At 66.6% G+C, this 24,184-nt stretch carries 26 protein-coding genes; 12 read left to right on the plus strand and 14 right to left on the minus strand.

The window, feature by feature from the left end:
• The 5 genes from AB7E35_RS01245 to AB7E35_RS01265 form a co-directional block, all read right to left on the minus strand.
• Window positions 1–314, minus strand: a 314-nt coding sequence (locus tag AB7E35_RS01245) for a YkgJ family cysteine cluster protein (RefSeq protein ID WP_428162065.1), incomplete at its 3' end; no start/stop codon positions are given.
• Between the two features lie 121 nt (window positions 315–435).
• On the minus strand, window positions 436–786 hold the full coding sequence (locus AB7E35_RS01250) for a YkgJ family cysteine cluster protein (protein WP_428162064.1): 351 nt from the start codon (window positions 784–786) through the stop codon (window positions 436–438).
• A gap of 139 nt (window positions 787–925) precedes the next feature.
• Complete coding sequence (locus AB7E35_RS01255; protein WP_428162063.1) at window positions 926–1,120, minus strand: hypothetical protein; 195 nt, start codon at window positions 1,118–1,120, stop codon at window positions 926–928.
• Window positions 1,121–1,142: 22 nt separating this feature from the next.
• Window positions 1,143–2,060 carry an ornithine carbamoyltransferase gene (gene argF / locus AB7E35_RS01260; RefSeq protein ID WP_428166925.1) on the minus strand — a complete coding sequence of 306 codons (918 nt, stop codon included), beginning with the start codon at window positions 2,058–2,060 and terminating at the stop codon, window positions 1,143–1,145.
• Between the two features lie 16 nt (window positions 2,061–2,076).
• A complete protein-coding gene (locus tag AB7E35_RS01265) occupies window positions 2,077–3,273 on the minus strand; it encodes an aspartate aminotransferase family protein (RefSeq protein WP_428166926.1) in 1,197 nt (398 codons plus the stop codon).
• A 256-nt stretch (window positions 3,274–3,529) separates the two neighbouring features.
• Between AB7E35_RS01265 and AB7E35_RS01270 the strand changes: the two genes are divergently transcribed.
• Complete coding sequence (locus AB7E35_RS01270; protein WP_428162129.1) at window positions 3,530–3,853, plus strand: DUF3579 domain-containing protein; 324 nt, start codon at window positions 3,530–3,532, stop codon at window positions 3,851–3,853.
• 189 nt (window positions 3,854–4,042) lie between these two features.
• Here AB7E35_RS01270 and rpsT read toward each other — a convergent pair whose 3' ends face one another.
• Window positions 4,043–4,345, minus strand: a complete 303-nt coding sequence (rpsT, locus tag AB7E35_RS01275; RefSeq protein WP_428162060.1) for a 30S ribosomal protein S20 — start codon at window positions 4,343–4,345, stop codon at window positions 4,043–4,045.
• Window positions 4,346–4,449: 104 nt separating this feature from the next.
• Here rpsT and murJ point away from each other — a divergent pair, with 104 nt between their 5' ends.
• The 3 genes from murJ to ppk2 all read left to right on the plus strand — a co-directional run bounded on the left by murJ (window position 4,450) and on the right by ppk2 (window position 7,966).
• Window positions 4,450–6,015 (plus strand): murein biosynthesis integral membrane protein MurJ, encoded by a 1,566-nt coding sequence (murJ, locus tag AB7E35_RS01280; protein WP_428162059.1) that lies wholly within the window; start codon window positions 4,450–4,452, stop codon window positions 6,013–6,015.
• A gap of 27 nt (window positions 6,016–6,042) precedes the next feature.
• A complete protein-coding gene (locus AB7E35_RS01285) occupies window positions 6,043–6,891 on the plus strand; it encodes a SirB1 family protein (RefSeq protein WP_428162058.1) in 849 nt (282 codons plus the stop codon).
• Window positions 6,892–7,051: 160 nt separating this feature from the next.
• Entirely contained in the window at window positions 7,052–7,966 is a 915-nt protein-coding gene (gene ppk2 / locus AB7E35_RS01290) for a polyphosphate kinase 2 (protein ID WP_428166927.1), read from the plus strand.
• A gap of 110 nt (window positions 7,967–8,076) precedes the next feature.
• Here the strand turns inward: ppk2 and AB7E35_RS01295 are convergent, their stop codons facing one another.
• The 3 genes from AB7E35_RS01295 to purM all read right to left on the minus strand — a co-directional run bounded on the left by AB7E35_RS01295 (window position 8,077) and on the right by purM (window position 10,862).
• A complete protein-coding gene (locus tag AB7E35_RS01295; protein ID WP_428162056.1) occupies window positions 8,077–8,469 on the minus strand; it encodes a universal stress protein in 393 nt (130 codons plus the stop codon).
• 206 nt (window positions 8,470–8,675) lie between these two features.
• Complete coding sequence (locus tag AB7E35_RS01300; protein ID WP_428162055.1) at window positions 8,676–9,770, minus strand: AI-2E family transporter; 1,095 nt, start codon at window positions 9,768–9,770, stop codon at window positions 8,676–8,678.
• 18 nt (window positions 9,771–9,788) lie between these two features.
• Window positions 9,789–10,862, minus strand: a complete 1,074-nt coding sequence (purM, locus tag AB7E35_RS01305) for a phosphoribosylformylglycinamidine cyclo-ligase (protein WP_428162054.1) — start codon at window positions 10,860–10,862, stop codon at window positions 9,789–9,791.
• A 336-nt stretch (window positions 10,863–11,198) separates the two neighbouring features.
• Between purM and hda the strand changes: the two genes are divergently transcribed.
• From hda to folK, 4 genes are read left to right on the plus strand one after another with little or no spacing between them, the layout of a single operon-like run.
• A complete protein-coding gene (gene hda, locus AB7E35_RS01310) occupies window positions 11,199–11,891 on the plus strand; it encodes a DnaA regulatory inactivator Hda (RefSeq protein WP_428162053.1) in 693 nt (230 codons plus the stop codon).
• Between the two features lie 48 nt (window positions 11,892–11,939).
• Complete coding sequence (locus AB7E35_RS01315) at window positions 11,940–12,641, plus strand: HAD family hydrolase (protein ID WP_428162052.1); 702 nt, start codon at window positions 11,940–11,942, stop codon at window positions 12,639–12,641.
• Window positions 12,638–14,263 (plus strand): polynucleotide adenylyltransferase PcnB, encoded by a 1,626-nt coding sequence (gene pcnB, locus AB7E35_RS01320; RefSeq protein WP_428162051.1) that lies wholly within the window; start codon window positions 12,638–12,640, stop codon window positions 14,261–14,263. The genes AB7E35_RS01315 and pcnB overlap by 4 nt, the downstream gene beginning before the upstream one ends.
• On the plus strand, window positions 14,260–14,781 hold the full coding sequence (gene folK, locus AB7E35_RS01325) for a 2-amino-4-hydroxy-6-hydroxymethyldihydropteridine diphosphokinase (protein ID WP_428166928.1): 522 nt from the start codon (window positions 14,260–14,262) through the stop codon (window positions 14,779–14,781). The genes pcnB and folK overlap by 4 nt, the downstream gene beginning before the upstream one ends.
• A 213-nt stretch (window positions 14,782–14,994) precedes the next feature.
• On the opposite strand, the gene AB7E35_RS01330 is transcribed toward folK, so the two are convergent.
• Window positions 14,995–15,966 (minus strand): tripartite tricarboxylate transporter substrate binding protein, encoded by a 972-nt coding sequence (locus AB7E35_RS01330; protein WP_428162049.1) that lies wholly within the window; start codon window positions 15,964–15,966, stop codon window positions 14,995–14,997.
• A 57-nt stretch (window positions 15,967–16,023) separates the two neighbouring features.
• Window positions 16,024–17,076, minus strand: a complete 1,053-nt coding sequence (locus AB7E35_RS01335) for a CDP-6-deoxy-delta-3,4-glucoseen reductase (RefSeq protein ID WP_428166929.1) — start codon at window positions 17,074–17,076, stop codon at window positions 16,024–16,026.
• Window positions 17,077–17,125: 49 nt separating this feature from the next.
• On the opposite strand from AB7E35_RS01335, the gene AB7E35_RS01340 reads away from it, so the two are divergent.
• Window positions 17,126–18,073 carry an NAD-dependent epimerase/dehydratase family protein gene (locus AB7E35_RS01340; RefSeq protein ID WP_428166930.1) on the plus strand — a complete coding sequence of 316 codons (948 nt, stop codon included), beginning with the start codon at window positions 17,126–17,128 and terminating at the stop codon, window positions 18,071–18,073.
• On the opposite strand, the gene AB7E35_RS01345 is transcribed toward AB7E35_RS01340, so the two are convergent.
• The 3 genes from AB7E35_RS01345 to AB7E35_RS01355 form a co-directional block, all read right to left on the minus strand.
• On the minus strand, window positions 18,074–18,790 hold the full coding sequence (locus AB7E35_RS01345; protein WP_428162046.1) for a DUF4124 domain-containing protein: 717 nt from the start codon (window positions 18,788–18,790) through the stop codon (window positions 18,074–18,076). It lies immediately after the preceding gene.
• A gap of 44 nt (window positions 18,791–18,834) precedes the next feature.
• Window positions 18,835–19,491 carry a hypothetical protein gene (locus tag AB7E35_RS01350; protein WP_428162045.1) on the minus strand — a complete coding sequence of 219 codons (657 nt, stop codon included), beginning with the start codon at window positions 19,489–19,491 and terminating at the stop codon, window positions 18,835–18,837.
• Between the two features lie 375 nt (window positions 19,492–19,866).
• Window positions 19,867–21,063: an acyl-CoA dehydrogenase gene (locus AB7E35_RS01355; protein WP_428162044.1), complete on the minus strand. Its 1,197-nt coding sequence runs from the start codon at window positions 21,061–21,063 to the stop codon at window positions 19,867–19,869.
• A 165-nt stretch (window positions 21,064–21,228) separates the two neighbouring features.
• Between AB7E35_RS01355 and AB7E35_RS01360 the strand changes: the two genes are divergently transcribed.
• From AB7E35_RS01360 to AB7E35_RS01370, 3 genes are all read left to right on the plus strand, one after another.
• The gene (locus AB7E35_RS01360; protein WP_428162043.1) at window positions 21,229–22,209 is read left to right on the plus strand and encodes a LysR substrate-binding domain-containing protein; all 981 of its coding nucleotides are present in this window, start codon (window positions 21,229–21,231) and stop codon (window positions 22,207–22,209) included.
• 190 nt (window positions 22,210–22,399) lie between these two features.
• Window positions 22,400–22,627, plus strand: a complete 228-nt coding sequence (locus AB7E35_RS01365; protein WP_428162042.1) for a hypothetical protein — start codon at window positions 22,400–22,402, stop codon at window positions 22,625–22,627.
• A gap of 558 nt (window positions 22,628–23,185) precedes the next feature.
• Complete coding sequence (locus AB7E35_RS01370) at window positions 23,186–24,148, plus strand: tripartite tricarboxylate transporter substrate binding protein BugE (protein ID WP_428162041.1); 963 nt, start codon at window positions 23,186–23,188, stop codon at window positions 24,146–24,148.
• Window positions 24,149–24,184: the final 36 nt, after the last annotated feature.

Consider the following 24,184-nt stretch of genomic DNA (forward strand, 5'->3'; position numbering starts at 1 on the left):
GGGCCGTCCAGTGGCGCCAGTCGGTGGCGCTGGCGGGCGCGGTTGCAGGCGTCGCTGCCCGCCTCGAACTCGCGGCAGGGCGAGGGCCGCCACTCATAAATGCCGCAGGCCGCGCGCTGGCCCACCGGGCCGGTGAGCGCGGCGCAGCGCGGCTGGGCGTGGTCGGTGCCGCGCATGCGGGCGGTGTGCTGCGTGACGGGCACGGTCAGGCCCTGGGGCACGCTGCCGCCCAGGTCTTCGGTCTCGTGCGCCGAGAAATCGACACGAAAACTGGCGCAGCAGGCGCCGCAGCTCAGGCAGGGGTGGGTGCTCATGGTGAGGGCTTAGGGTGATGTGTTTTGGTATTTTTGGCGCCTAGCCCTTGTTTTATAAGCGCTAGCAGCTATTGATTCAGGAGCGCATGCCACTGCCATTGCCGTGTTCTTGTGCATCACTTCAGGCGGCTTGCGGCCAGTCGGGGGCATCGTCGTCCATCAGTGGTGGCAGGCCGAATTTCGCCCGCACGTCATGGCAGCCGTAGGACGCAAATGGAAAGTCGCGGCAGGGCTGGGGTCGCTGCTCGTAGATGCTGCAACCGATGCAGCCATTGCCCAGATCGGCCAGGGCCACGCAGCGCACGGGGTGGCGTTCGGTGCCGTTCATGCGGTAGCGGTTGCCGCCGGCCTCGTGGGCCAGGGCGTCGGGCACGCGGCCTCCCATGGATTGCAGCTCATACACGGAAAACTCCACGCGGTAGTTCTGGCAGCACATGCCGCAGCGCAGGCAGGGGTGGACGGGGGTGGACATTCGGGTTCCTCCGGTTCAGGGCATCGGCAACGCACCCCGGCTGGCAGGTGCACCGCACAGCCAGTCGGGGTGATCAGCAGGGATCAGGGAGCGATGAAGGCGACCCCGCGCATGGGCGGGTCGCCCCGAAGCCGGGCCGCTAGGTGTGGCCCTGGAGGAACTTCAGATAGAAAGTGTGGATGCGCACCTGCAGCGCGTGGACATGGGCGGCTGCACGCCGCGCGGCGGCGTGCAGCTCAGGCGCCAGCAGATGCAGCCGGGATGCCTGCGGGTGCGGCCCCAGGGGGCAGGGCGGGTGGCCTGGGGGCGGGGGATGCAGTCGCGCCAGGGCCATGATGGGTGTGTGGCGAAGGGGCTCAGACGCGGCCGAGCACCAGGTACTCCATGAGCGCCTTTTGCACGTGCATTCGGTTTTCTGCCTCGTCCCAGACGACGGACTGCGGGCCGTCGATCACGTCGGCCATCACTTCCTCGCCGCGGTGCGCGGGCAGGCAGTGCATGAACAGCGCGTCGGGCTTGGCCACGGCCATCATCTCCGCGTCCACGCACCAGTCGGCAAAGGCTTTGCGGCGCGCTTCGTTCTCGGCCTCGTAGCCCATGCTGGTCCACACGTCGGTGGTCACCAGGTCGGCGCCGCGGCAGGCGTCCATGGGGCTGGCAAACACCTTGTAGCAGCCGGGGCGGTGGGGCTTGCCGCCGAAGGCCAGCGCTTCATCGACCTCGTAGCCGCCGGGTGTGCTCACATGCACGGTGAAGCCCAGCAGGTCAGCGGCCTGCAGCCAGGTGTTGGCCATGTTGTTGCCGTCGCCCACCCAGGCCACGGTCTTGCCGGTGATGGTGCCGCGGTGTTCGATGTAGGTGAAGATGTCCGCCATGATCTGGCAGGGGTGGAACTCGTTGGTCAGCCCGTTGATGACGGGCACGCGCGAATACTGCGCAAAGCGCTCGATCTTGACCTGCCCAAAGGTGCGGATCATCACCAGGTCGGTCATGCGGCTGATGACGCGGGCGCTGTCTTCAATCGGCTCGGCGCGGCCCAGCTGGCTGTCGCCGGTGGTCAGGTGCACCACGCTGCCGCCCAGCTGGTACATGCCCGCCTCGAAGCTCACGCGCGTGCGCGTGCTGGCCTTCTCGAAGATCATGGCCATGGTGCGGTCGGCGAGCGGGTGGTATTTCTCGTAGCTTTTGAACTTGCCCTTGATGATGGCGGCGCGCGAGAAAAGGTAGTTGTACTCGTCGGCAGTGAAGTCGCTGAACTGCAGGTAATGTTTCATAAGGGGTCGGCCTTCTTCATTCGGCCAGGAAGGCCTGCACCAGGGGGGTGAGCCGTGCCACGATTTCGTCGGCCTCGGCGCGCGTCAGGATGAGCGCGGGCACCAGGCGGATGACGCGTTCGGCGGTCACCGACAACAGCAGGCCGGCCTCGGCCGCGCGCTCCACCAGCACGCCGCAGGGGCGATCCAGCTCCACGCCGATCATCAGACCCTGGCCGCGCACCTCCACCACGCCCGCGGTCTGGCCCAGCGCCTGGCGCAGCGCGGCCATCAGGTGGGTGCCCACGTCCGCTGCGTTGTGCAGCAGGCCGTCTTCTTCCATGATGCGGATGGTCTCCACACCGGCGCGCATGGCCAGCGGGTTGCCGCCAAAGGTGGAGCCGTGGTTGCCCGGCTTGAGCACCTCGGCTGCCGCACCGTGCGCCAGCACAGCGCCCACCGGCACGCCCGAGCCCAGGCCCTTGGCCAGGGTCATCACGTCGGGCACGACGCCCGCCCACTGGTGGGCAAACCACTTGCCGGTGCGGCCCATGCCGGCCTGCACTTCGTCGAGGATCAGCAGCCAGCCGTTGGCGTCGCACAGGCGGCGCACCTGCTGTAGGTATTCGGCGCGCATGGGGTGCAGGCCGCCTTCGCCCTGGATGGGCTCCATCATCACGGCGACGACGTTGGGGTTGCCCTCGGTAGCTTCCTGCAGCGTCTCGATATCGTTGGGCGCCACGCGGATGAAGCCGTCCAGCAAGGGGCCAAAGCCGTTGCGTACTTTGGGGTTGCCGGTGGCCGTCATGGTGGCGATGGAGCGGCCATGGAAGGCGTGGTCATAGACCACGATGACGGGCTTGTCGATGCCCTTGTCCACGCCGTATTTGCGCGCGATCTTGATGGCGGCCTCGTTGGCTTCCAGCCCGGTGTTGCAAAAGAACGCGTTGGTCATGCGCGCGCGTTCGGTCAGTAACTGGGCCAGCGCTTCCTGGCCCGGCACATGGTAGTAGTTGGAGGTGTGGATCAGCCGGGCGATCTGCTCTTGCAGGGCAGGCACCAGCTTGGGGTGGTTGTGGCCCAGTGTGTTGACTGCGATGCCGCCCAGTCCGTCAAGGTATTGCTTGCCGTTGATGTCCCACACGCGCACGCCCTGGCCTCGATCGAGCGCGATGGGCACGCGGCCATAGGTGTTCATCACGTGGGGCGAGGCAGCCTCGACAAATGCGGTCATGCGGACTTCTCCAGACAGGGGGACAAGACGGACACGGCCCTGGCGGGCCGTGAAGTTGGAAGCACGATTTTAGGGGCAGGCTTTGTATCCGGCGTTGAACCCAGACTTCGCGTGGAATGCCGCTGGGGTGCTGCGGGCAATGTGGGTATGGCCGGTCAGGGCATTACCTGTGCATCAGCTGCCCAGCTCTTATATAAGAGTTAGAATGAATCCACGCGGCGCACAAGGCCTGCAGTCCTCACACCACCAGAACCCAATGGTTGCTCCCACCACCCAAGAAGTCTTCATTCAAGGCATAACCCACGAGGGAAAAACCTTTCGTCCCAGCGACTGGGCCGAGCGGCTGGCCGGGGTCATGAGCCAGTTTCGCCCGGGTGGCGCGCGGCCTGGCAGTCATCTGAGCTACTCCCCCTGGTGCGTGCCCACGGCCATGAATGGCGTGAAATGCGTGGTGGTCAATCGTGAACTGCAGGCCTACGAGCCCATGGCTTGGGATTTCGTGATCAATTTTGCACACGACAACAACCTGCAAGTCGTCGAGGCTTGCTTTCTTCCCGACCTCGTGGATTCCAAAGCCTGAAGCCCAAATCTGTTCGCCAGGTTGAGCTGGCGCAAGCCGCAAACATCACCGCGCCAGCGCCTTCGGCATCCTTGAGGCACAAAAAAACCGCCCGGAGGCGGTTGATTTGCTTTGCTGACAGCGCACCCGTTACAAACGGCGGGTGGCGGGCCACCCGGGCTGGTTGTCTGACAGTGTCAGACGATGCATTTACGCTGCCGCGAGTGCCAGGGTTTTCACCTTGGCGGACAGGCGGCTCTTGTCGCGAGCAGCCTTGTTCTTGTGGAAGATGCCCTTGTCGGCAATGGTGTCGAGCACGGACTGTGCCTTGGCAAACAGCTCGGTTGCCTTGGTCTTGTCACCAGCCAGAACGGCCTTTTCGACGTTCTTCACGGCGGTGCGGTACTTGGAGCGCAGCGAGCTGTTCGCAGCGTTCAGCTTGAGGCCTTGGCGCGCGCGCTTGCGGCCAGATGCCAGGCGGGGGTTCTTTTTCTTCGGCTTTCCAGATGCCATGATATGTGTTCCTTGTGTCTGAGGATGTTGTCAGCAAAGCCCGCGATTGTAGCGCATGACCCGCATGTGGGGTGCAGGCGGCCCCAGCGAATACACTTGCCCCGGTGTCTCTGTTCAAAGCCGCCTCCACCGTATCGCTGTTGACCCTGGCATCCCGTGTCACGGGTCTGGTGCGTGATTTGCTTATGGCCTCCATGTTCGGGGCCAATGTCCTCACGGACGCGTTCAACGTAGCCTTTCGCATTCCCAACCTGTTTAGGCGCCTGTTTGCCGAAGGCGCTTTCAGTCAGGCTTTCGTGCCAGTGCTGGCTGCGCACAAGGTGCAGCATGGCGAAGAGGCCACGCGCGACCTGGTGGATGCGGTGGCTACCGCCTTGTTCTGGGCGTTGCTGTTGACTTGCGCGCTGGGTGTGGCAGGGGCGCCTGTGTTGGTTTGGGCGCTGGCCAGCGGGCTGCGCCAGCACCCTGAGGGCTTTGATGCCGCCGTCTTCATGACGCGCTGGATGTTCCCCTACATCGGCTTCATGTCCCTGGTGGCTCTGTCGGCCGGGGTGCTCAATACCTGGCGGCGCTTTGCCGTGCCGGCGGCAACGCCGGTGCTGCTGAATGTTTGCATGATCGCCGCCGCCTGGCTGGGGGCGCCACAGCTGGCGCGGCTTGGCATTGAGCCGATCTTTGCCATGGTGGGCGGCGTCATGGCTGGCGGCGTGCTGCAGCTGGCGGTGCAGATCCCCGCGCTGTACCGACTGGGCCTGCTGCCGCGCATCGGCATGACCTGGAGCAGGGTGCGCAGCGCCTGGCAGGACGCGGGCGTGCGCCGCATCCTCACGCTGATGGCGCCAGCGCTGCTGGGCGTGGGGGTGGCGCAAATTTCGCTGATGATCAATACGCAGATCGCGTCCTATCTCACGCCGGGCAGCGTGACCTGGCTGTTCTACGCGGACCGGCTGATGGAGTTTCCTACCGCGCTGCTTGGCGTGGCGCTGGGCGTGGTGCTCACGCCGCAGCTGTCGGCGGCCAAGGCCGCGGGCGACGCGCAGCGGTATTCGGCCATGCTGGATTGGGGACTGCGTATCGTGGTGCTGCTGGCCGTGCCCTGCGCCGTGGGATTGCTGACCTTTGCCACGCCACTGGTGGCCACGCTTTTCCACCACGGTGCTCTGCACGACCGTGACGTGGGCCAGATTGCCGTGGCGCTCGTGGGCTACGGCGTGGGCCTGCTGGGCCTGGTGGCCATCAAGGTGCTGGCGCCGGGCTATTACGCCAGCCAGGACATACGCACGCCAGTGCGCATCGCCATCGTGGTGCTGCTGGCCACGCAGGTCATGAATGCCGCGCTGGTGCCTCTGCTGGCGCATGCCGGGCTGGCGCTATCGATTGGCCTGGGCGCGCTGGTCAACGCGCTGTGGCTGCTGGTGGGACTGGTGCGCCGTGGCAGCTTTGTGCCGCAAGCCGGCTGGGGCCGGTTTGTGCTGCAGGTGATGTGCGCCGGTGCGGTGCTGGCGGTATTTCTGGTCTGGGCGTCGCAGCACTTCGACTGGCTGGCGATGCGTGCGCACAGCGCGCAGCGCGCCGCACTGCTGGCGCTGCTGCTGTGCGCGTCGGCCCTTCTGTACTTTGGTGCGCTGTGGGCCTGCCGGCTGAAGTTGCGCCAGTTTCTGCGCCGATAGACCCCGTAGCGCCTTGACGACTGTCTTATGCCACTGAGCTACGCCGTACCGACTCCGCTGGAGTATTTCGCATCCCTGGTGGCCGTGGGCCCGGGTGAGGACATCGCCTTGCTGGAGGCCGCGGCCTGCATCGCGCATGACGAGCACCCTGACCTGGACGTGCAGCAGTTTCTGGACGAAGTGGATGCCTTGCAGGAGCGCCTGGCGCGCCGCGTGCCGGCAGATGCCGCGCCGCTGCATCGGCTCAACTTGCTCAATCGGTTCTTTTTTGGCGACCTGGGCTTCAGCGGCAACCTCAACGACTATTACGCGCCCTGCAACAGCTATCTGCACCTGGTGCTGCGCACGCGTCGCGGCATACCGATCTCGTTGGCCGTGTTGTGGCTGGAGCTGGCGCAAGGGCTGGGTCTGAGGGCGTACGGAGTTTCTTTTCCGGGGCATTTTCTGGTCAAGGTGCTGCTGCCTCGCGGCCAGGTGGTGCTGGATCCGATGACGGGGCATTCGCTGTCGCGCGAGGCGCTTGCCGAAAGGTTGCAGCCTTTTCGCTCCCCGCAGGCTGCGTTGGAGGATGAGGCGCCTCTGGGCCTGTACCTGCAGGCTGCGCCTGCGCGTGACATCCTTGCGCGCATGCTGCGCAACCTCAAGGAGATTCACCGCTCGCGCCAGGACTGGCGACGCCTGCTGGCGGTGCTCAATCGACTGATCGTGCTGTTGCCAAACGCCTGGAGCGAGTGGCGCGATCGCGGTCTTGCGCATGCCGAGCTGGGCCAGTCGCAGCAGGCGATCGAGGATCTGCACACTTACCTGACGCACGCAGGTGATGCAGACGATGCGCCGACGATTGCGCGGCGCATCGGTGGGTTGCGACGCGCCTGATGCGCTGATGCGCTTACGCAACCGCGGACACCTTCTCGCCAGGGCCAGGTGTCACCACATGCTCAGATGCGTGTGTCAAACTCACAGGCAAGCGCAATGTCACGCGGCGTGACGTACGCTATCCAAACCCCAATTTGCTTATTTTCAAGAGTTTCTCACCATGGTGCACCAATCTGGAATCAACTCACAGGATCTCATGCAGCGCATCGCCGACGAGCTGGCGGATGGGTATGACGAGGAGCTTGAACTTGAAATCGAAGATCGTCATTTCGACGAAAGCAACCTGAACCCGATTGAGGAACGGCTGGCGCGTCAGCAGTACTTTCGCGAGCTGTTCCGGCTGCAGGGCGAACTGGTCAAGCTGCAAGACTGGGTGCAGCACACGCGGCAGAAGGTGGTCATCATCTTCGAGGGGCGTGATGCCGCAGGCAAGGGCGGCGTGATCAAGCGCATCACCCAGCGGCTCAACCCGCGGGTGGTGCGTGTGGCGGCGCTGCCGGCTCCCAACGACCGGGAGCGCACGCAGTGGTACTTTCAGCGCTACGTGGCGCACCTGCCCGCGGCGGGCGAGATCGTGCTTTTTGACCGCAGCTGGTACAACCGCGCGGGCGTTGAGCGCGTGATGGGCTTTTGCACCGAAGACGAATACGAGGAGTTCTTCCGCAGCGTGCCAGAGTTTGAAAAAATGCTGGTGCGCTCAGGCATCCGCCTGATCAAGTACTGGTTCTCCATCTCCGACGATGAACAGCACTTGCGCTTTCTGAGCCGCATCCATGACCCGCTCAAACAGTGGAAGCTGAGCCCCATGGACCTGGAGAGCCGCGTGCGGTGGGAGGAATACACCAAGGCCAAGGAAGTGATGCTGGAGCGTACGCACATTCCCGAGGCCCCCTGGTGGGTAGTGCAGGCGGTGGACAAGAAAAAGGCGCGACTCAATTGCATCGCCCACCTGCTCAAGCAATTGCCCTACGAAGAGGTGGAGCACCCCACCGTGGTGCTTCCCGCGCGAGTGCGCAATCCGGACTACTTCCGCCAGCCGGTGCCTGAAAGCATGATCGTGCCGGAGCTGTATTGACCGCCGTGTGCTTTGACGCAGTGCTCGCAAGCGCCCTGGGCCCCGCCTGGGGCGGTGCCCGCCCCAGGCGGGGCGCAAGCACCAACAGTCCGTGAAGGATAGGGCTGCGGTCAGGGGGCCTTGACGGCCAGCACCGGGCAATCGACGTTCAGCAAAATTTCCTGGGCCATGCTGCCCAGCAGCAGCTTGCCCACGGGCGAGCGCTTGCGCAGGCCGATCACCAGCACGGACACCTGTTGCGTCGCCACGATGTCCTCGATCTCTTCGATCGTGCCCTTGCCGCGCACGAACTGCTTGAATTCCGCCTCGATTGGCAGCGTTGCCAGGTGTTCCTCGACGCGCTCGGCTTCGTAGCCGTTGATGATGCTGGGGTCTTCCTGGCGACCGCCGGGGCCGGCGTTGACAACCAGCAGGCGTTCGTTGCGCCGGGTGGCAATTTCGATACCCTTGTCCAGCGCGGCCCGGCCTTCGGGACGAGGAACATAGGCGACAAGAATGGTCATGCAAAGTCTCCCTTGTGTAGTGTTGACGAAGTGTATGAAGCGGCGCTTTGGCGCCGGTCGGCAGAATAGCCCAACGTCTGTGCTTTTGCGAGCGTTGCGCTCGTGGCTACGTGTGTTCACTGACTGTGCAGCGACAACAGTCTATGTGGTGCAAATGCCATAAGCCCCCGTAGCCAGGGCGATGACAGCTATTGATTCAGAAGTGGCTAAACCAGCCGCGCAGCCTGCAGCTCTTTCTTGAGGTAGGCATAGAACAACGGCGCCGCCACCAGTCCGGCGGGCCCGAACACGGCCTCGGCCACGAACATCACCGACAGCAGTTCCCACACGCCCATGTGGGTGCGCCGGCCCACCACCTTGGCGTTGATCACGTACTCGGCCTTGTGGATCAGTATCAGGAAGCCCAGGCAGGCTACCGCCGCCATGGGTGAAACCGACAGCCCGACCAGCGTGATCACGGCGTTGCACAGCAGGTTGCCCACGATGGGAACCAGCCCGGCCACAAAGGTCAACGTGATGAGCGCCGGCGTGTAGGGCAGCTGCAGCTCCCAAAACGGCAACACCAGCAGCAGGAAAAGTGCGGTCAGCAAGGTGTTGAAGGCTGCGATCCAGAATTGCGCCGCCACGATTTGACGGAAAGCGTCTCCCATGCGTGCGATGCGCAGCACCAGCTCTTGCACCAGCGGCCCGCGCGAGGCGCCCACGCTGCGCACGGCGGCCAGCGCGCCGATCAACAGACCCACGTACGCATACAGCAGCCCCGTGAGCCAGACGCGCCCTGCCGTGGCCAGCGCACCGGACTTGGCTGCCAGGTAGGCAGCGATGGTGCGTTGCACTTCGGCCGCGCCCTCGGGCAGCTGGGCAGCGATGTCGGATGGCAGCTTCAGGCGTAATTCCAGCACGGTGCGGGCCAGAAAGTCGAGCAGCTCGCGGTACTGCTGAGGTGCATCAACGATGTAGCTGCGAGAGTGCGACAGCGCCAGCGCCAGCAACAGCAGCGGCGACAACATCACCACGGCTGCAGCGAGCGTCTGGCCACTGTTGCCGATGCCGCGGCCCCAGGGGATCAGGCGGCGCAGCCAGTCCAGGCGGGGCGCCAGCCAGCGTGTGAGCAAAAAGCCCAGGCACACGCACAGCAGCCCGGGCAGCAGGCCGCGCAACATCACCAGCAGCAGCGTTGCGCCCATCAGCACATAGCTGGCAATCACCACACCGCGCGTGGCGGGCGCAAAGGGGGGCGGGGAGGGCAAGGACTGCAGCGCAAAGTCCGAAGTGCCTTGCGGCCGCTGGTGCGTGGACATGGTGCCTGAGGCGCCAGATCAGGCCACGACGACGGCGGCGCCGGTGCCGCGATCGGCAATCGTGCCGATGGTGTACACCGCCTCGCCCAGCGTGCGCAGCGTGGCGGCGACGGCCTCGGCGGCATCGGCGCTCACCACCAGCACCATGCCGATGCCGTTGTTGAAGGTGCGATTCATCTCGATGTCATCGATGCCGGCGGTCTTTTGCAGCCAGGCGAACAGCTCGGTTTGTGGCCAGCTGCCTTTTTGCAGGTGGGCGGCGGTGCCGTCAGGCAGCACGCGCGGAATGTTCTCCAGCAGGCCGCCGCCGGTGATGTGGGCCAGTGCCTTGATGCCGCCGGGCGCGGCGGCGTCCTGGCTGTGCGGGTGTTGCGCCAGCGCGGCCAGCACGTTCTTCACGTACAGGCGGGTGGGCTCCATGATGGCTTGCCTGAAGGGCTTGCCGTCCAGGGTGGCCGGCAGGTTGTCGCCTGCGCGCTCGATGCATTTGCGCACCAGGCTGAAGCCGTTGGAATGCACGCCGCTGGACGCCAGGCCCAGCACCACGTCGCCGGGCTTGACGCTCTGGCCGGTCAGGATCTTCGTTTTTTCAACGGCACCCACGGCAAAGCCGGCCAGGTCGTACTCGCCGTCGGGGTACATGCCCGGCATCTCGGCGGTTTCGCCGCCGATCAGCGCGCAGCCCGACAGCTCGCAGCCACGGGCGATGCCGCCCACCACGGCAGCGGCGGTGTCCACGTCCAGCTTGCCGCAGGCGAAGTAGTCCAGAAAGAACAGCGGCTCGGCGCCTTGCACCAGCACGTCGTTGACGCTCATGGCCACCAGGTCGATACCGACGGTGTCGTGCATGTTCCATTCAAACGCCAGCTTGAGCTTGGTGCCCACGCCGTCGGTGCCACTGACCAGCACGGGTTCGTGATAGCGCTTGGGCACCTCGAACAGCGCGCCAAAGCCGCCGATGCCAGCCATCACCCCCTCACGCAGGGTTTTCTTGGCCAGCGGCTTGATGCGCTCGACCAGCGCGTCGCCCGCGTCGATGTCAACGCCGGCGTCTTTGTAGGAAATGGGGGAGGTGGGGGCAGAAGAGCTCATGGGATATGCGTCAATGCTGAGGGCCGCGCTTGGCGGTCCGGGAACGGGCGATTTTAAGGCGCCCCCCAGGTGCGCAGCGAATCCCTTGCACGGCGCGCCTGTCTGTTTGCGGCACAGACCCGGGTGGGCGCACTAAAATCAACGCCTTCGCGCCCGCGCGTCTCCCAATATTTGTCCCTACCAGCCCGGGCTGCCCCGGGCGATTGCGGCGGCGGCGACGGCGGGGCCTCACACATTGCCTTTCATGCACTTCACTTCTTCCTGTTTTGACCCGGCCAGGTACCGCGATGCGCTGGCTGGGCCGCGGGCGCAGGGGGGCGGCAGGTGGCGCTTGCAATGAAACAGCTGGCCCTGGACATCGGCCTGGTTCCCGGCCCCACGCTCGACAACTTTTACGCAGGCCCCAACGCCCAGGCCCTGCAGCACCTGCGTCTGGCGGTGGGCGGCGGAGCGGCGTTGCGCCCCCCCGTGCCCACCTACCTGTGGGGCGATACCGGCACCGGCAAGTCACACCTGCTGCGGGCCGCCTACGAGGCGCTGCGCGGGCAGGGCGCCAGCGTGGGCTGGCTGGATGCCGGCGTGGCGCTGCCCGCAGAGTTTGACGATCGCTGGAGCGCGGTGCTGCTCGATGAGGTGCACCTGTATTCCACGGCGCAACAGGCCGCGGCGTTCAACTGGTTCGTCAACGCCCTCAACCCTGCCGAGGGCGCGCCGCGCTGGGTACTGGCCGCAGGCGACCTGCCGCCCGCCGACCTGCCGCTGCGCGACGACCTGCGCACGCGGCTGGGCTGGGGCCATGTGTTCCAGTTGCATCTGCTGGACGAGCCGCAGCGCCGCGCCGTGCTGCGCCAGCAGGCACAGGCGCGCGGCATCTTTCTGACCGACGACGTCATGAACTACATGCTGGGCCGCTTCTCGCGCGACCTGGGCAGCCTCATGCAGCTGCTGGACCGGCTCGACAGTTTCGCGCTGCGCACGCAGCGCGCCGTCACAGTCCCGCTGCTCAAGACCATGTTGCAGACCGAGTAGCGCGCCTGCAGTGCCAGGCGCATTCCATCCACCCATTGCAAGCCACGCATGACATTTGACCCACAGGTACAACGCCGCCGACTGGCCCTGTTTGACCTGGACCACACCTTGCTGCCCCTTGACTCTGACTACGAGTGGGGCGAGTTCACCATCCGCATTGGCTGGGCCGACCGCGATGAGTTCGGCCGGCGCAATAAGGCCTTTTATGACGACTACGTGGCCGGCCGTCTCAACGTGCACGACTACGTGCGCTTTGCCACCGAAGCCATCCGCCAGCGCGGCGCCCAGGCGGCGGCGCAGGCCCACGCGCAGTTCATGCGCGAAGTGATCCAGCCCGCGCTGCGCGAAGAGGCCCGCGCGCTGGTGCAGCGCCACCGCGATGCGGGCGACGAGCTGCTCATCATCACCGCCACCAACGAGTTCGTCACCCGTCCCATCGCCCAGGCGCTGGGGGTGGAGCAACTGCTGGCCGTGGAGCTCGAGCGCGGCGACGACGGCTGGATCACCGGCGGCATTCGCGGCGTGCCCTCCATGCGCGAGGGCAAGGTGCTGCGCCTGCAGCAGTGGCTGACCGAGCGCCAGCTTGACTGGACTGACGTGGAGAGCACCTTCTACAGCGACTCCATGAACGACGTGCCGCTGCTCGAAAAGGTGGATCACCCCGTGGCCACCAACCCCGACCCGCGCCTGCGCACGCTGGCTTCGCAGCGCGGCTGGCGCATTCTGGACCTGTTTCCCTCACACCCATGATCAAACAATTCATCGACAAACTGCTGGGCAAGGGCACCGCCGGCGCGGGCCGCAGCGCCCGCAACCGCTTTGGCAAGCGCGAAGAGGTACCCGCCTCGGTACACCGCATCAACCCTGACCTGGTGGACCGCCGCGCCACGGACGTGGTGCGCACGCTCAAGCAGGCCGGCTTTGAGGCCTACATCGTCGGCGGCGCCGTGCGCGACCTGCTGCTGGGCCTCAAGCCCAAAGATTTTGACGTGGCCACCAACGCCACGCCCGAGCAGGTCAAGGGCCTGTTCCGGCGCGCCTTCATCATCGGCAAGCGCTTTCGCATCGTGCACGTGGTGCACGGCCGCGGGCGCGAGCATGAGGTGATCGAGGTCTCCACCTTCCGTGCCTACATGGACAACGCCGCTGCCGAGCAGGTGGGCGGCAACGAAAAGACCAGCAAGGCGCAACTGGCCGGCATGCAGCACGCCGTTGACGCCAGCGGCCGCGTGCTGCGCGACAACGTCTGGGGCCCGCAGGACGAAGACGCCACGCGGCGCGACTTCACCGTCAACGCCATGTACTACGACCCCGAGACCGAGGTGGTGGTGGACTTTCACAAGGGCATCCAGGACGCCGGCAAGCGCGTGCTGCGCATGATCGGCGACCCCGCCACGCGCTACCGCGAAGACCCGGTGCGCATCATCCGCGCCGTGCGCTTTGCCGCCAAGCTCAGCCAGTTGGGCTTTGCGCTGGAGCCCAAGACCGCCAAGCCCCTCACGGAGTGCAAGACGCTGCTCCAGGAGGTGCCACAAAGCCGTTTGTTCGACGAAATGCTCAAGCTGCTGCAGACCGGCCACGCGCTGGCCTCGGTGGCGCAACTGCAAAAGCTGGGCCTGCAAAAAGGCATCTACCCGCTGCTGGACGTGGTGGTGGAGCGTGCGGACACCCCCTTCGTGCAGGCCGCGCTGGCCGACACCGACCGCCGCGTGGGCGAGGGCAAGACCGTGGCGCCCAGCTTCTTGCTGGCTTGCGTGCTGTGGCAGGACGTCAAGGCCGGCTGGGAGCAGCGCCTGGCGCGCCAGCAGCCCTTCCCGGCGCTGCAGGACGCCATCGACGATGTGTTTGACCAGCGCATTGGCGATGTGTCTGGCCGCGGCAAGCTGGCGGCGGACATGCGCGAGATCTGGGTCATGCAGCCGCGCTTTGAAAAGCGCATGGGCAGCACGCCCTTCAGCATGATCGCCCACATCCGCTTTCGCGCAGGCTTTGACTTCTTGCGCCTGCGCGCCGACATCGGCGAAGTGGGCGAAGAACTGGCCGAGTGGTGGCAAGAGTTCTCGCTGGCCGACGACGCGCGCCGCGACGACATGATCGAGCAGGTGCGCGAAGAGCAGCGCGCCCGCCAGCGCAAGGCGCAACCCACGGCCCGGCGCGTGCCCAAGGCCGCGCCCGCAGAGGCCGGCGCCAGCACCGGCCAAGCGCCCCAGCTTGCCAATGACGCCGACGATGCAGCGCAGGCAGCAGTGGACGAGGCCGCCCCCAAAAAACGCCGCCGCCGTCGCCGCAAACCTGCAGGCGGCAGCGCTCCTGATGGCGGCAACAGCGGCGGTGATGCGCTGACCGGTGCCCCGGGCGCCAGCCAGCAGTGAGCGCAGCGCCACCCCCCGGCCAGCCCGCCACCGCCTGGATCGGCCTGGGGGCCAACCTGGGTGACGCGCGGGCTGCTTTGCGCGCGGCCGTGCATGCCCTGGCGGCGCTGCCCGGCACTCAGCTGGCGCAAGTCTCGTCGCTGTACCGCAGCGCGCCGGTGGATGCGGGCGGGCCCGACTACCTCAACGCCGTGGTCCGGCTGCAGACCACGCTGGCGCCGCTGGCGCTGCTGCACGCGCTGCAGGCCATCGAGCAGGCCGCAGGCCGCCAGCGCCCCTACCGCAACGCCCCGCGCACGCTGGATCTGGATCTGCTGGTCTATGGCGACGTGCAACTGCACAGCCCCGACCTCACGCTGCCCCACCCGCGCATGGGCGAGCGCGCCTTCGTGCTCATGCCGCTGGCCGAGCTGGCGCCGCAACTGGCGCAGTCGATCGGTACGGCCAGCCAGCGCGCCCAGGCGGCCAGCCAGCGCATCGAGCGCCTGCAGGGCGCCCAGGACTGGCTTACGGATTGACTCCTGAATTCATAGCTGCAAGCGCTTGATTTACCTGGGTTTGTGGCTGATTTGACTTGAAAAAAACGGGCTGCAGGGTGGCCCAGGGCGCCGCATGCGCCGCTTTGACCTGCCCAGGGGTGTCAGCGCAAGCCTTTGGGCAGTTTTTTGGGTATCAAATCAGGCTGCAGCGCTTATAAAGCAAGCGCTGACAGCTATCATTTTTGCGGGTTTTCAATCAACCTTGGCGCCCGAGGCCTTCACCAGGTGCTGGTACTTGGCGCGCTCGGCGGCCATGAAGGCGTCGAACTGCTCGGGCGTGGTGGGCACGGGCTCGGCCATCAGTGCTTCAAAGCGGGTCTTGGTCTCGGGCGCCCGCAGCGCGTCGGTGAACGCCTTGTTGAGCCTGGCGATCACGGGCTTGGGTGTGCCGGCTGGCGCCACCAGGCCCCACCAGGTGTCGATGGCGAAGCCCTTGAAGGTCTGCGACAGCGGGGGCACGCCGGGCAGCATGGGGCTGGCCTGCAGCGACGTGACGGCCAGTGCCTTGAGCTTGCCTGCGCGGATATTGGGCGCCGCGGCAGCCAGGTTGTCGATGTTGAAGTCCACCTCGCCGGCCAGCAGTGCCAGCTGCGCAGGGCTGGCGCCGCGATAGGGGATGTGCAGCGCGAAGATGCCGGCTTTTTGCTTGAACATCTCGCCCGCCAGGTGGCCGGCGCTGCCGTTGCCGCCGCTGCCGTAGTTGAGCTTGCCCGGGTTGGCGCGGGCGTAGGCGATCAGGTCTTGCACGTTGTTGATCTTGAGCTGCTCGGCCCGCGCGGCGTTCACCACCAGCACATTGGGCACGCGCACCATCTGTGTGATGCCGGCAAAGTCCTTGGCAGCGTCATAGGCCATGCGGCTGTACAGCCAGGGGTTCACGGCGTGGGTGGCGGTAGCGGCGATGCCGATGGTGAACCCGTCCGGCGCGGACTTGGCGATCAGGTCGGCGCCAATGTTGCCGCCCGCGCCGGCTTTGTTGTCCACGATCACCACGCCCAGGCTGTCGCGCACGCGCTCGGCCAGTGCGCGGGCCGTCACGTCCAGCGGGCCGCCGGGCGCGTAGGGCACAACCAGGCGGATCGGTCCATCCTGTGCATGACCGAAGGGGGTTGCGAGTGCCGCACCAAGGGCGGCGGCCGAAAGGATCAGGTTTCTGCGGTTCATAGCCCCCCATTGTGCAAAAAAACCAGATCGGCCTGCCGCGGCGCAGCCCGGCGCGCATCAGCCGGCGTGCTTGTCGGCCTCTGACGTGAACGCGTCGGCGTAGAACTGGTCGGCCGGCAGGCCGCGCTGATCCACGTAGGCGGCGCGGGCCGAGTCCACCACGATGGGCGCGCCGCAGGCATAGACCTGGTGGCCCGACAGGTCGGCAAAGTCGTCCAGCACGGCCTGGTGCACAAAGCCCGTGCGGCCGCTCCAGCCGTCTTCAGGCAGCGCATCGGACACCACGGGCACGTAGCGCAGGTGGGGCATTTCGGCCACGCGCTCTTGCAGCCAGCCGTGCATGTACAGGTCGGCAGGGCGCCGCCCGCCCCAGTACAGCGTGGCCGGTCGGGTGATGCCCTTGAACTGCATGTGTTCGATCATCGCCTTGATGGGCGCAAAGCCCGTGCCCGAGGCCAGCAGCACGATGGGTTTGTCGGAGTCTTCACGCAGGAAGAAGCTGCCGAAGGGGCCTTCGACGCGCAGGATTTCTTTTTCTTTCATGGCGCCGAACACATGGTCGGTAAAACGCCCGCCGGGCATGTGGCGGATGTGCAGCTCTGCTGCCGGTGCGCCCTCTTGCGTGTGCGGCGCATTGGCCAGGGAGTAGGCGCGGCGGGAGCCATCGCGGAGGATGAATTCGATGTACTGGCCCGCGTGGTAGCGGAAGGTGTCGGCTGCGGGCAGTTGCAGGCGCACCTGCATCACGTCGTGCGATGCGCGCGTGAGTGAGGCCACGCGCACCGGCAGCTTTTTGATGGGGTAGGCGCTCTCGTCGGTCACCTGGCGCGACTCCAGCACCACGTCGGTCAAAGGCTGGGCGCAGCAGGTGAGCACGAAGCCGGCTTCTTCTTCCCCGGTGCTCAGCGCCTTGTGCTGGTGCTCGCCGTGCTGCACCGATCCGCTGAGCTTTTTGCACTTGCACGAGCCGCAGGCGCCGTCCTTGCAGCCATAGGGCAAGCCCACGCCGGCACGTATGGCGGCGGCCAGGATGGTGTCGCCGGCCTGCGCCTCAAAGGCGCGGCCGCTGGGCTGCACGGTGATCTGGAATGCGGTGTCGGCGCGGGTCATTTCTGTGGGTATCCTCGGGGTCGTCTTTAGCCAAGCAAAACGGTCGATTTTGCCCTCAAACCAAAACCCCCTTGGCGCCTTGCCAGCGCGTTTCAGGCGCGAGCGCGTGCTCATCATCGGCTGCGGTGACGTCGGCCTGCGCGTGGCGCGCAGTCTGGGCGCGCTCCAGTCCGGCAGCGGCCGCCCGCGTGTTCTCGCGCTGACTTCTTCGCCCGCGCGCGTGCCGCTGCTGCGCGCCGCGGGCGTCACACCGCTGGTGGGCAACCTGGACCGGCCAGCCACGCTGGCGCGCCTGGCGGGCCTGGCCACGCGCGTGCTGCACCTGGCGCCCCCGCCGGGCGAGCGTGAAGTGGGGCCGCAGTGGTGGCTGGACCCGCGCAGCGCGGCCCTGGCGCGGGCGCTGCGCCGGCGCACGCTGCCGCAGGCGCTGGTGTATGCGTCCACCAGCGGGGTGTACGGCGACTGTGCGGGCGCGTGGGTGCCTGAGTCGCGCCCGGTGGCACCGGCCACGCCGCGCGCGCAGCGCCGGGTGAATGCCGAGCGCGTGGTGCGTCACCTGGGGCGTGCGGGCGTGCGTGCCAGCATCTTGCGGGTGCCCGGCATCTATGCGCCTGATCGCGAGGGCGGCACGCCCGAAGCGCGGCTGCGCCGCGGCACGCCGGTGCTGGCTGCGCCCGATGACGTCTATACCAACCACATCCACGCCGACGACCTGGCACGCGCCTGCGCGCTGGCGCTATGGCGCGGGCGCGCGCAGCGCACGTACAACCTGGCCGACGACAGCCAGTTGAAGATGGGGGACTACTTTGACCTGGCGGCCGACCTGTTCGACCTGCCGCGCCCGCCGCGCGTGCCGCGCAGCACCGCGCAGCAGCAATTGCCCGTGTCGCTGCTGAGTTTCATGGGCGAGTCGCGGCGGCTGCTCACCACCCGCATGCGGCGCGAGCTGCGCCTGCGCCTGCGCTACCCCACGGTGCGCGAGGGGCTGCAGCCCTGATCAGCGGGGGTAGGTGTTGCCCTGCCTGTCGTAGCAGCGAAACACGTTGCAGTGGGTGATGTCGCGTCCGGGCGGCGGCGCGGGCCGGCCGGGCGCAGCCGCTGGCGGCGGGGCAGGGTGAGGGCGCGGTGGGTGCGGATAGGCCCCCCAATGAGGCGCCGGATAGGGAGCCGGATAAGGCACGGCATAAGGCACAGGGCTGGCCTGGCTGCTGGTGCGGGCGCTTTCTGCGCGGGCGTAGTCTGCGGGGCTCAGACACGCCAGGTCGGCCTGGCGCTGCGCGGCGTCCAGGCGCGTTTGCTCGTCATACATGCCGCGGCCCAGGGTGGCCAGTACGTCTTGCAGATTTTTGCGCGCGCGCTGGCAGTCGGCGGATTGCGCCGGGTCGGCAGCAGGGGCTGCGGCGCGGGGCGGGTCGGCGGTCGGGGCCGGCGCGGTGCTCTGGCGCTGCTGCAGCGCTTGCTGTTGCCGGTCTTGTTTGCGTTGCAGGGCCTGGGCGGCCTGTTCGCGCTCTTGCTGTATCTCTTGCGGTGTTTTGCGCGCCTCTACCTCGCGCGCGGCCTGTCCGCGGCCGCAGTCGCCGTCGGTGTAGGTCACCTTGCCCGTGGCCGGGTCGGTGCAGCGCACCACCTGCGCAGTTGAAGGCAAGGGCAGACACGCGGCGGTGATCGTCAGCACCAGGGCGGCGAGGGCAGGGGCAGGCAGGGCAGCGGGCATGTGCGGGTCTTCAGGGGGTGTGGTGGACGGGCGGTGGCGGTAGCTTAGCGCCAGTCGGGGCGTTGGCCGGGCCGATTGCCTTGCCGCTCGCCCGGCGGCTGTTGCGCGCCGCGGTCGCCGTGGTCGCCGCGTTCACGTTCGGCCCGTCGTTCGGCGCGGCGGTCGCGATCGAACTGTTGCTGGCGCTCGCGCGCCACGTCGGGGTTGGGGTGTTGCTGCAGACGCTCTTCGTTGCGGCGGCGATCCCATTCGCGCCGCTGGTCGATGTCTCTGCGCTCGGCATCACGGCGGCGCTCGGCATCACGGCGTTCAAATTCACGGCGTTCCAATTCACGCCGGTCGGCTTCGCGGCGCTGATCGGCCAGGCGGCGTTCGCGTTCGCGGGCTTCGCGCTCGCGCGATTCGCGTTCACGCATTTCACGCTCGCGTTCGCGGGCCAGGTGCCACTGGCGCTCGCGCCAGGCATTTTCGCGCCAGCCGGGTGGGGCGGGCGGGTAGTTGCGCCAGCCGATGGGCGGCGCGGTGTAGATCACGCCGGGCTGCTCGTAAATGGTGACCGATGGCTGTGTGGAGTAGTACGGGTAGCTGCTGCTGCCCGTGTCGTAGTAGGGGTCGCCCGGCACGGCTACGCAGCCTGCCGCCAGCGCGCCGATCAGGCCTGCGGCAACGATGCGCAATGGGGTCCAGCGGGTCAGGGGCATGATGGTGGCTTTCGTGGTGGGCCCGCCGGGCAGGGCCCCGCGGCGTGGAGATGGTAAGGGCTGCGCTTCACGTGCAATGGGGGTGCCAGTCTGTGACGCGGCTGCCGACATGGTGGTTGACCAGGCGCTGCGGGCTTCGTCAGGCTTTGCCGGGGCTTCATCGTTGTGTCGGGTTGTTTCGCGGTGCGGCCATGACAAAAAAGCCCCGCCGGCGCGAGGCGGGCGGGGCTTGCAGTGCATTGGCTGGCACGTGCTGATGTGTGCCAAGGCGTGCCGTCTGCGCCTGACCGGGTTGGCTGTGGGGCTTGCGGTGGTTTTTTAGATCAAAAACGCTGCCAGCCCATATCCATCAAGCGCTGGCAGCTATGGTTTTTATCAGTTGGCGAATGCCGCGATGCCGGTCTGCGCGCGGCCCAGGATGAGGGCGTGCACGTCGTGCGTGCCCTCGTAGGTGTTGACCACCTCCAGGTTCACCAGGTGACGCGCCACGCCGAACTCGTCGCTGATGCCGTTGCCGCCCATCATGTCGCGCGCCAGGCGGGCCACGTCCAGGGCCTTGCCGCAGTTGTTGCGCTTGATGAGGGACGTGATCTCGACCACGTTCTGGTGCTCATCCTTCATGCGGCCCACGCGCAGGGCGGCTTGCAGGCCCAGGGTGATTTCGGTCTGCATGTCGGCCAGCTTTTTCTGGACCAGCTGGTTGGCGGCCAGGGGGCGGCCAAACTGCTTGCGGTCCAGCGTGTACTGGCGGGCGGTGTGCCAGCAGAACTCGGCCGCGCCCATGGCGCCCCATGCAATGCCAAAGCGCGCGCTGTTCAGGCAGGTGAAGGGGCCCTTGAGGCCACGCACTTCGGGGAAGGCGTTTTCTTCGGGCACGAACACTTCGTCCATGACGATTTCGCCGGTGATGGAGGCGCGAAGGCCCACCTTGCCGTGGATGGCGGGCGCCGTCAGGCCCTTCATGCCCTTGTCCAGGATGAAGCCGCGGATCTGGCCCACGTTGCCGCCTTCAGACACCTCTTTGGCCCACACCACGAACACGTCGGCCACGGGGCTGTTGGTGATCCACATCTTGGCGCCGCTGAGCTTGTAGCCACCAGCGACCTTCTGGGCGCGGGTGACCATGCTGCCGGGGTCGGAGCCGTGGTCGGGCTCGGTCAGGCCGAAGCAGCCGATGAACTCGCCGCTGGCCAGCCTGGGCAGGTACTTTTGCTTTTGCGCTTCGGAGCCAAATTCGTTGATCGGCACCATCACCAGCGACGACTGCACAGATGCCATGGAGCGGTAGCCCGAGTCCACGCGCTCGATCTCGCGCGCCACCAGGCCGTAGCTCACGTAGTTCAGGCCGGCGCCGCCGTACTCGCTGGGAATGGTGGGGCCCAGCAGGCCCAGCTCGCCCATCTCGCGAAAGATGCTCACGTCGGTCTTTTCGTGGCGGAACATCTCCAGCACGCGCGGCGCCAGCTTGTCCTGGCAGTAAGCGCGCGCGGCGTCACGGATGGCGCGCTCGTCATCGGTGAGCTGCTGGTCGAGCTGGAAGGGGTCGTCCCATTGGAAGGCGGTGCGGGTCATGGATATCTCCGATGCGGGTGAAGAGGTGGTCGGGTAAACCCTAAACATGCGTTGAAGGCATGAAAAGAGTGCTGGGCCCGATGGTATTGGTACAGCACAAAAGCTGGCAAGCGAGTTCTTTGCATCCAGAAATGCGCATGATGAATATCTGGGTAATATGAGGCCATGCGACGAAACCTGCCCTCCACCCAGGCCCTGGCCTGCTTTGAAGCCGCTGCGCGCCACGAGAGCTACACCCGCGCCGCGCAAGAGCTGGCGCTGACGCAAAGCGCCGTTTCGCGCCAGATATTGGCGCTGGAGGATCAGCTGGGCGTGCAGCTGTTTCGCCGTACGCGCCATGGCGTGGTGCTGACCCCCGCGGGGCAGCACTACGGGCGCCAGGTGGCGCGGTGGCTGCAGGCGCTGGAGCAGGGCACGCTGGACGTGATGGCGCATCAGGGGCACGGCGGCGCGCTGTCGCTGGCGGCGGTGGCCACTTTTGCCACACGCTGGCTGATTCCGCGCCTGCCGCTGCTGGCGCAAAAGCACCCGGAAATCATCGTCCACATCGAAACGCGCACCCGTCCTTTTTTGTTTTCTGACACGGCTTTTGATGCTGCGCTGTATGCCGGCACGCCCGAGCAGGTGGCCAACTGGCCCGGCGTGCAGGCGCAGTTGCTGATGCATGAGGACGTGGTGCCGGTGTGCAGCCCGCGCCTGCTGGAGATGGCCGCGCAGCAGTCGGGCATGCCGCGCGGCACCGGGCGCGCTCACCAGGGCCTGCCGCCGCAAGTGCTGGCCCGCCTGCCGCTGCTGCAGCAAAGCACGCGGCCCTACGCCTGGCAGCAGTGGTTTGACGCCGTGGGCGTGCACGACGCGCCGCGCGCGCTGGATGGCCCGCGCTATGAGCTTTTTTCGATGACGGCTGCTGCCGCCGCGCACGGGCTGGGCGTGGCGCTGATGCCGCCCATGCTGATCGACGCCGAGATCGCGCGTGGCGACCTCGTCATCGCCTGCGCCCGGCCACTGCGCGGCGAGCGCGGTTATTACCTGGTCAGCCCAGCCCAGCCCCAGCCCCCGGTGCTGGCCGCATTTGCGCGCTGGCTGCAGGCAGTAGCGGGCGCTGAAACGGCCGGCACCGGCGCAACGCCCACGCCGTCCGCCTGAGACCGTGCTCACGATCTGAGGCGGTGTGGCGCGTGTGCCCGTACGCGGTGATGAATGCTGTCCGGTGTCTGGGCAATTGCGCAATCGGCCTGGGCGCAATACCCTTGCGCATGCGTGGTGACTGTGCCCGCCAGGCCATCTTCAAACGGACATGGCACCATGCAATCCGACCGAACCAGGAGAACCAGCCATGGCCACCGTCCAACCCCAGTACCACGCACCCACGTTCGACCCCACCGTGGACGAGATCGCCACCCTCAAACAGCTTGAATTGGGCGAAGTCATCCGCGTGCCCGAAGCGCTCAAGCAGCACCTGTCCGGCCGGTTGCTGGAGTGGGGCTACATCAGCAAGTCGCAGTCAGGCGAGTACGTCATCACCGAGACAGGTCGCAAGCTCATTCGCCGGCAAGACAACTGAAGCATGGCGGCCTTGGCGCTGCCATCGCCATGGCCCTGGCCTGTACCAGGAGAACCCGGATCATGATTGCATGCATGGCATCCATCCCCCGCGACCCTGCCCGGCAGCCCGCAGAGCCCGACATACCAGCGCCACCCCCCGAGCCCGCGGATACGCCGCCTCATTGCGGGTCAGGCTGGCCTTTGTAGCACTGCCGGGCCCTGAGCTGAAAAGGGCCATGAGCAAATCCCAGACACGCTTTTGCGGCGGCCAGGTGGACGGCGCACAGCGCCCGGCGGCGCCCGTGCGGGGGGCAGCGTGATAGCTGCGCTAGGTGCTTGTGCGCAGCGTTATTGTCCAACGGCACAAAGCGACCCACGGCGCCGTCATCGCCCCTGCCTGTCATGACGTTGCCGTGCCCGACGGGGCCAGCAGCGGACACGGGCTGACAGCTGCGCTTATTGGGGAAAACACTGGCAAATCCACGCTGGCGCGGGTTGGTCAAAGGGGCCTTGCGCCGTAGGATCAACGCCTACCCACGCATTTCCTGTCCAACGCGCATCGATAAGGAGCTTTTGCATGCAACGTCGCAACTGTCTGGCACTGGTATTGGCGGCCGCTGCGGGAACGGCTTTTGCCCAGGCCTATCCCGTCAAGCCCGTCAAGCTGCTGGTGCCTTTTGCTCCGGGCGGCACCACCGACATCATTGCCCGGGTAATTTCCGACCCGCTTGCGCGCGCGCTGGGGCAGTCGGTGGTAGTGGAAAACCGTGGCGGCGGGGGCGGTGTGATTGGAGCGCAGGAAACGGCGCGCGCCGCATCCGATGGCTACAACCTGGGCATGGCCACGGTGTCCACCACGGCGGCCAACCCGGCCATCAACCCCAAGACGCCGTACAACCCGCTGACCGACTTCACGCCCATCGTCAACATCGCGGCCACGCCCAACATCATCGCGGTGCACCCCAGCTTTCCGGCCAAGGACTACAAGTCTTTCGTGGCCGAGGTGCAGAGATCACCGGGCAAATATTCATACGCGTCGTCGGGCACGGGCGGCATCGGACACCTGCAAATGGAGTTGTACAAGGGGCTGACCAGCCTCTTCGTCACGCACATCCCCTATCGCGGCGCGGGCCCGGCGCTGAACGACACCGTGGCCGGCCAGGTGCCGATCATCTTTGACAACCTGCCTTCGGCGCTGCCTTTCATCAAGGATGGCCGTCTCGTGCCCATCGTGGTGGCCGCACCGCAGCGCGTGGCGGCCCTGCCCAATGTGCCCACTTTCAAGGAAATGGGCCTGGAGCCCGTGAACCGCATGGCCTACTACGGCATCGTTGGCCCCAAGGGCTTGTCCAAAGACGTGGTGGACAAGATCAGCGCCGGGGTGAAAAAAGCGCTGGAAGAGCCTGCCGTGCGCAAGCGCATCGAGGATACCGGCTCGATCATCATCGCCAACACGCCCGAGCAATTTGCCGATCAGATCAAGGCCGAGTTCGACGTGTACAAAGGCGTGGTGCAAAAACAAAAGCTTTCGCTGGACTGAGCCTGTAATCATCCGCCAGCCACCGCCCGGCCCTGG

Source organism: Diaphorobacter sp., assembly GCF_050251835.1.
Lineage (GTDB): Bacteria > Pseudomonadota > Gammaproteobacteria > Burkholderiales > Burkholderiaceae_C > JBFXIE01.

Bases quoted from the DNA above. Each gene is read 5' to 3' on its own strand.
- AB7E35_RS01300 (WP_428162055.1), bottom strand. From the start codon at position 9,770: ATGTCCACGCACCAGCGGCCGCAAGGCACTTCGGACTTTGCGCTGCAG.
- AB7E35_RS01365 (WP_428162042.1), top strand. From the start codon at position 22,400: ATGGCCACCGTCCAACCCCAGTACCACGCACCCACGTTCGACCCCACC.
- AB7E35_RS01355 (WP_428162044.1), bottom strand. From the start codon at position 21,063: ATGACCCGCACCGCCTTCCAATGGGACGACCCCTTCCAGCTCGACCAG.
- purM (WP_428162054.1), bottom strand. From the start codon at position 10,862: ATGAGCTCTTCTGCCCCCACCTCCCCCATTTCCTACAAAGACGCCGGC.
- AB7E35_RS01345 (WP_428162046.1), bottom strand. From the start codon at position 18,790: ATGCCCGCTGCCCTGCCTGCCCCTGCCCTCGCCGCCCTGGTGCTGACG.
- rpsT (WP_428162060.1), bottom strand. From the start codon at position 4,345: ATGGCATCTGGAAAGCCGAAGAAAAAGAACCCCCGCCTGGCATCTGGC.
- AB7E35_RS01295 (WP_428162056.1), bottom strand. From the start codon at position 8,469: ATGACCATTCTTGTCGCCTATGTTCCTCGTCCCGAAGGCCGGGCCGCG.
- AB7E35_RS01350 (WP_428162045.1), bottom strand. From the start codon at position 19,491: ATGCCCCTGACCCGCTGGACCCCATTGCGCATCGTTGCCGCAGGCCTG.
- hda (WP_428162053.1), top strand. From the start codon at position 11,199: ATGAAACAGCTGGCCCTGGACATCGGCCTGGTTCCCGGCCCCACGCTC.
- pcnB (WP_428162051.1), top strand. From the start codon at position 12,638: ATGATCAAACAATTCATCGACAAACTGCTGGGCAAGGGCACCGCCGGC.
- argF (WP_428166925.1), bottom strand. From the start codon at position 2,060: ATGAAACATTACCTGCAGTTCAGCGACTTCACTGCCGACGAGTACAAC.
- AB7E35_RS01250 (WP_428162064.1), bottom strand. From the start codon at position 786: ATGTCCACCCCCGTCCACCCCTGCCTGCGCTGCGGCATGTGCTGCCAG.
- AB7E35_RS01315 (WP_428162052.1), top strand. From the start codon at position 11,940: ATGACATTTGACCCACAGGTACAACGCCGCCGACTGGCCCTGTTTGAC.
- AB7E35_RS01370 (WP_428162041.1), top strand. From the start codon at position 23,186: ATGCAACGTCGCAACTGTCTGGCACTGGTATTGGCGGCCGCTGCGGGA.
- AB7E35_RS01270 (WP_428162129.1), top strand. From the start codon at position 3,530: ATGGTTGCTCCCACCACCCAAGAAGTCTTCATTCAAGGCATAACCCAC.
- AB7E35_RS01265 (WP_428166926.1), bottom strand. From the start codon at position 3,273: ATGACCGCATTTGTCGAGGCTGCCTCGCCCCACGTGATGAACACCTAT.
- AB7E35_RS01285 (WP_428162058.1), top strand. From the start codon at position 6,043: ATGCCACTGAGCTACGCCGTACCGACTCCGCTGGAGTATTTCGCATCC.
- ppk2 (WP_428166927.1), top strand. From the start codon at position 7,052: ATGGTGCACCAATCTGGAATCAACTCACAGGATCTCATGCAGCGCATC.
- AB7E35_RS01335 (WP_428166929.1), bottom strand. From the start codon at position 17,076: ATGACCCGCGCCGACACCGCATTCCAGATCACCGTGCAGCCCAGCGGC.
- AB7E35_RS01255 (WP_428162063.1), bottom strand. From the start codon at position 1,120: ATGGCCCTGGCGCGACTGCATCCCCCGCCCCCAGGCCACCCGCCCTGC.
- AB7E35_RS01360 (WP_428162043.1), top strand. From the start codon at position 21,229: ATGCGACGAAACCTGCCCTCCACCCAGGCCCTGGCCTGCTTTGAAGCC.
- AB7E35_RS01330 (WP_428162049.1), bottom strand. From the start codon at position 15,966: ATGAACCGCAGAAACCTGATCCTTTCGGCCGCCGCCCTTGGTGCGGCA.